The following is a 5,258-nucleotide window of genomic DNA, read 5'->3' as shown; positions in this document are numbered from 1 at the left end:
AACGGCCCGCTCGCGCCCCGCGCCCCGCCCGCCGATCTCAAGGAGACGAAGATCGGCCTCTGGCTGGACGACCCCAACTGCCCCGTCGACCCGGAGGTCCGGGCCACGCTGGAGACCTTCGCGGGCGACCTCCGCGCGGCCGGCGCCACCGTCGAGCGCATCCCCAGCCCCGTCGACATGCGCGCGCTGCTCTACGCCTATCAGACCCTGCTGGGCGCCGTGCTGGGCGAGGACATGCCGCCGGCCTTCCTCCGCAGCCTGGAGCGCATGCGCTTCTTCGCCCAGGGCGCGGTGAAGCGCGGGGCGGGTCCGCTCTCCAACGCGGTCATGACGCTGGCCTACACCGCCCGCCACCGCGAGTGGCTCGCCGCCGACGCCGTGCGCGCCCGGCTGCGCCACGAGATCGGCGGGGCGTTCGGCAAGTGGGACGCCATCCTCGCGCCCATCACGCCGGTCCCGGCCTTCCCGCACGACAAGAGGCCCTTCCAGCGCCGGTCGCTCAAGACCTCCGACGGCAAGGCGCTGCCGTACAACACCATCCTCACCTGGATCTCGGCCGCCACCGCGCTGCACCTTCCGGCAACGGCCGTCCCGGCCGGCCTGACGGCGTCGGGCCTGCCGGTCGGCGCCCAGCTCATCGGCCCCATCGCCGGCGACGCCCGCACCCTCGCCATCGCCCAGGCCATCGACGAGAACGTCCGCGGGTTCGTCGCGCCGGAGCTCTAAAGCCGCGGGTCGATCGGCTCGCTCTCCAGGGCCAGCACCGCGAAGACGCACTCGTGCACCGCGCGCAGTGGCTCGCCGGCCACGAACCGCTTCAGCGCCTCGTGCCCCAGGGCGAATTCCTTCAGCGCCAGCGCCCGCTTGCCGCCCAGCCGCCGCTCGCGCAGGCGCGCCAGGTGCTCCGGCGCGTCGTACTCGGGGCCGTAGATGATCCGCAGGTACTCGCGCCCGCGCACCTTTAGCGCCGGCTGCATCAGCCCCTTCTCGCCGCGCGCCACAAAGTCCCGCGGCTTCACGACCATGCCCTCGCCGCCGGCCGCGGTCATGGCGTCCCACCAGGCTGCCGCGTCCGCGCAGGCCGCCTCGTCGGCCAGCGCCACGCGCCGCCAGCGGGTCGCGGCCACCACGCCGTCACCCGCGGCGGCCAGCCGGTCGGCCCAGCCCATGTGCCAGACGTGGTCGAGGTCGAACCAGACGCGGCCCTCCGATGCCAGCACGTGGAACGGCGCGACCTTCAGGTCGGCCACCCCGCCCACCGGCCAAACGTAAGGCGCCCAGGCGCTCGCATAGGCGACCGCCCGTTCCCGCCGCGCCGACACCCGCGCCGCCAGCTCGGCGACCGGCGCGCCGTTTGCCAGCGCCCGCGCCAGCGCCTCGTCCGCCGCCGCCAGCCCAGCCTGCGCCGACGCCGCCACCGGCGCGTACTGGTGCGCGATCAGCGTACCGGCCTTGGCCGACCAGGGCATGATCTCGGCGTCCAGCAACACCCAGTCGGCGCTGAGCTCGTCCCACAGCCCGGCGGCCTCCGCCGCCCCGCGCAGGCGCGCCAGGAGACCGTCGGTCATCGCCGGGTCGTTGAAGAACGCCCGTCCCGTCCGCGTCCAGACCGCGCCGATCTCGCCGGCCTGCGCGTCGAACCGCCGCCGCGCCGCCGCCTCGTCGCGGCAGAGTGCGATCACCGCGCGCGACCCCATGTGCTTCTCCTCGCACACGACCTCCTCGACGCCCCGCGCGCGGTAGTGAGCGAAGGCCTCCTCAGGCCGCTCCAGCCAGCCCTCGGCCGCGCTGGTCTCGGAGGGCGACATGGTGGGCGGCAGGTACGCCAGCCACTGCGGCGCGAGCGCAAAGCGGCTCATCACCTCGAGCGCCGCTGCCGCGTTCTCTTCGGCCACCACCACCCGGCCGCGCAGCTCGGTAGCGACCCAGCGGCGGCCCAGCACGTCCTCCATGTCGAGCAGGTCGTCGGCCTGCGCCTGCAAGCCGCGTCCCCCGTCGGCGGGGGCAAGCGGTCGCATCGGCTCGCACCACACCTGGCGCGCCGGAACCTCCACCAGCGTCTTCTCCGGCCACCGCAGCGCCGTCAGCTTGCCGCCGAATACGCAGCCGGTGTCGATGCAGAGGGTGTTGTTGACCCACTCGGCCTCCAGCACCGGCGTGTGGCCGTAGACGATCGTGGTCGGCCCGCGATAAGCCGCCGCCCAGTCGGCCCGCACCGGCAGGCCGAACTCGTCGATCTCACCCGTCGTCTCGCCATAGAGGGCGAACTCGCGCACGGCATTCGAGCCGCGCCCTACCATCTCCTCCTTCAGCCCTGCGTGCGCCACCGCCAGCCGCCCGCCGTCCAGCCAGTAGTGGCTGCGCAGGTCGTCCAGGAAGCCGGGCAGAGCCTCGCGCAAGCCCCGGGTCTCGCCCTCGAGCTGGTCGATGGTCTGCTGCAGGCCGTGCGCGATGGTTACCTTGCGGCCCTCCAGCCAGCGGCCCAGCTTGCGCTCGTGGTTGCCCTGGACGACGTAGCCGGTCCCGGCCGCCGCCATGCTCATGGCGATGCGCAGGCAGTCGGGCGCGTTCGGCCCGCGGTCCACCAGGTCGCCCACGAACACCACCTTGCGCCCGTGCGGCGCCGCGACCGACACCGTCCGCTCGCCGCGGTCCTCGCTCCAGGCCACGTCGTAGCCCAGCTTGGCCAGCAGTTCGCCGAGCTCGTCCGCACAGCCGTGCACGTCGCCGACGATGTCGAACGGCCCGGCGTCGGTGCGCCGGTCGGTCCACAGCGGCTTAGGCTCGACGCTCGCCGCCTCGATCTCGGCCTCGCCGTCCAGATGCCAGACCTGCCGGAAGCCTTCGCGCGGCAGGCCGCGGAAGCTGCGGCGGATCTCGCCCGCCATGCGCATCACCACGTGCGGCCCGAAGTTGCGGTCGGGCCGTCCCAGGTTCCGCTCGATGCAGACCTTGCTGCCCGGGTCGATCACGATCGCCACCGGCAGGGCGTGCCAGCGCCGCGCCAGCTCGATCCAGCCGCGCCGTTCGGCGGGCCGCACGTTGGTGGCGTCGATCACCGTCAGCTTGCGATTCTTCAGCCGCTTCTCGGCGATGGCGCGCACCAGGTCGAAGGCGTCGGCGCTCACCGACTGGTCGTTCTCGTCGTCCGACACCAGCCCGCGCGCATAGTCCGATGAGATCACCTCGGTCGGCTTGAAGTGCCGGGCGGCAAAGCTCGACTTCCCCGACCCGGTGGCGCCGATCAGCACCACCAGCGAGAAGTCCGGGATGTCGAGGCGCTGCACGCGCACCTCGTCGCGTCGCTTGCTCATTGCGGCGCCTCCCGGGTGAAGACGGCCATCTGCGTCGGCGCGCCCAGGGCTTCGTCGACCTCGCCGATGTCGCTCATGGCGAGTTCGTAGCCGTGCGCGGCGCACACGCCTTCGCACCACGCCCGGAACTCCGCGCGGGTCCACTCGAACCGGTGGTCGGCATGCCGGAACGCGCCGGCCGGCAGGTTCGGGAAGAGCGCGTTATACTCGGCGTTCGGCGTGCTCACGACCACCGTCGCCGGCCGCGCCGCGCCGAACACCACCTTCGCCAGCGCCGGCAACCGGTCAGGCTCGAGGTGCTCGATCACCTCCACCAGGGCGGCGGCGTCACAGCCTTCCCAGCGCCGGTCGCGGTAGGTGAGCGAGCCGTGCAGCAGCCGCACGCGTCCCTCGCGCGGCCCCGTCGCCATGTCCAGCTTCAGCCGGCGCACCGCCCGCTCCAGGTCGCGCGCCGAGGCGTCGACGCCCACCAGGCTCGCCACCCAGCGCTCGCGCACCAGCCGCTGCAGCAGCTTGCCCTCGCCGCAGCCCAGGTCGGCGATAGTCTTCGCGCCCGACGCCTTCAGGGCCTCGGTCACCGCTATCATCCGCTGGTCGTTCAGGCGCAGCGGCGTCTCGAGCGCCTCCTCCCGCTGCGGCGGCTTGGCCGTCTCGTCGGCCTCGTCACCGTCCTCCTCGGCGGTCTCGGGCGCCAGCCGCTCCAGGGCCGCGCGCGTCAGCTTCCGGCGGTGGGTCAGGTAGCGGCGCACGATCAGCTCCTTGGCCGGATGCGCCTCCAGCCAGCCCTCGCCGCGCTTGAGCAGCTTCGCCACCTCGTCGTCGCCGACCCAATAGTGCTTGTCGTCGTCCAGCACAGGGATCAGCACATAGAGGTGGTTGAGCAGCGCCTGCACGCGGCCCTGCCCCGTGACCCGCAGGCTGACGTAGCCGCCCCCTTCGACCGGCGTCACCTCGACGGCCCAGCCCAACGGCTCGAACAGCTCGCGCACCAGCGCCTCGCCGCCGCCCCGGGCCGGCAGCGGCGTCACCACCGCCTCCAGCGGGATCTCGGTGTCGGCCAGGTCCTGCCGCTCGCGCGACGCACCCGTCATCGCCGTGCGCAGCGACCGCGCCAGCGCCACCGACAGGAACGACGAGGCCGCATAGGGCCGGTCGTTCACATACTGGTCCAGCATGCCGTCCGCGTTCCCCCGTCCGCGGACCAGGCCCACGGGGTCGACGTCCAGCACAAGCGCCGCCTCGCAGCGGGCCTCGCTGGCCTCGGGATAGAACAGCACGGCCTTGCCGAACGGCAGCTCGGTCTCGTGCACGCGGCCGGGATGCTTGTGCAACAGGAAGCCCAGGTCGGTGGCCGGGCGGTGGGTAGTGGCGACGGAAAGGTACATGCGAAAACTCGGGTGGGCGGTTCTGACGTTCCGGCCTGGGCGATGGAGTTTTCATGAAAAACCCCTCCGCCGGTCGGCTGGAGGGGTGAGGCGGTGTACAGACGGTGCCGTCTGACGCTATCCCTCCACGCGCGCGCAGGCCTGCTCGATCCCGTGACCGGGTCGATTGCCAGGGCCGAACGTCGAGCGGACGAACATCATGGGCCGCCGGATATCACGGCCAGGTTGTCTTCGCCAGCGCCGCTAGCGCGAGACCTCGATCCACACCGGCGCGTGGTCGCTGGCGCCCTCGCGGCCGCGGTGCTCGCGGTCGACGCCGGCGGCGGTCAGGCGCGGGGTCAGGGCCGGGCTCAGCAGGAAGTGGTCGATCCGCAGGCCGGCGTCACGCTCGTAGGCGTTCCGCCAGTACTTCCAGAATGTGTAGACGCGCTCGTCCGGGAACACCGCGCGGAGGGCGTCGGTCCACCCGCGATCCTGCAGCCGCGCAAACATCGCCTTCAGCGGCGGCTGGAACAGCGCGTCGTCGCGCCAGCGCTCCGGGGCGTACACGTCCGCATCC

4 protein-coding genes are annotated in these 5,258 nt (G+C 72.8%); 1 reads left to right on the top strand and 3 read right to left on the bottom strand.

What is annotated here, in order from left to right; genetic code table 11:
- A partial coding sequence (locus VGD44_RS02990) for an amidase family protein (protein WP_331083723.1) occupies positions 1 to 726 on the top strand: 726 nt, incomplete at its 5' end.
- Here the strand turns inward: VGD44_RS02990 and VGD44_RS02985 are convergent.
- From VGD44_RS02985 to VGD44_RS02975, 3 genes are all read right to left on the bottom strand, one after another.
- Entirely contained in the window at positions 723 to 3,314 is a 2,592-nt protein-coding gene (locus tag VGD44_RS02985) for a polynucleotide kinase-phosphatase (RefSeq protein WP_331083721.1), read from the bottom strand. The genes VGD44_RS02990 and VGD44_RS02985 overlap by 4 nt on opposite strands.
- Positions 3,311 to 4,699: a 3' terminal RNA ribose 2'-O-methyltransferase Hen1 gene (locus tag VGD44_RS02980; RefSeq protein ID WP_331083719.1), complete on the bottom strand. Its 1,389-nt coding sequence runs from the start codon at positions 4,697 to 4,699 to the stop codon at positions 3,311 to 3,313. The genes VGD44_RS02985 and VGD44_RS02980 overlap by 4 nt, the downstream gene beginning before the upstream one ends.
- Before the next feature lie 243 nt (positions 4,700 to 4,942).
- Positions 4,943 to 5,258, bottom strand: a 316-nt coding sequence (locus VGD44_RS02975; protein ID WP_331083717.1) for an endonuclease/exonuclease/phosphatase family protein, incomplete at its 5' end; no start/stop codon positions are given.

Source organism: Phenylobacterium sp., assembly GCF_036402295.1.
GTDB lineage: Bacteria > Pseudomonadota > Alphaproteobacteria > Caulobacterales > Caulobacteraceae > Phenylobacterium.
This window is presented reverse-complemented; position numbering and strand designations above follow the sequence as displayed.

Bases quoted from the DNA above. Each gene is read 5' to 3' on its own strand.
- VGD44_RS02985 (WP_331083721.1), bottom strand. From the start codon at position 3,314: ATGAGCAAGCGACGCGACGAGGTGCGCGTGCAGCGCCTCGACATCCCG.
- VGD44_RS02980 (WP_331083719.1), bottom strand. From the start codon at position 4,699: ATGTACCTTTCCGTCGCCACTACCCACCGCCCGGCCACCGACCTGGGC.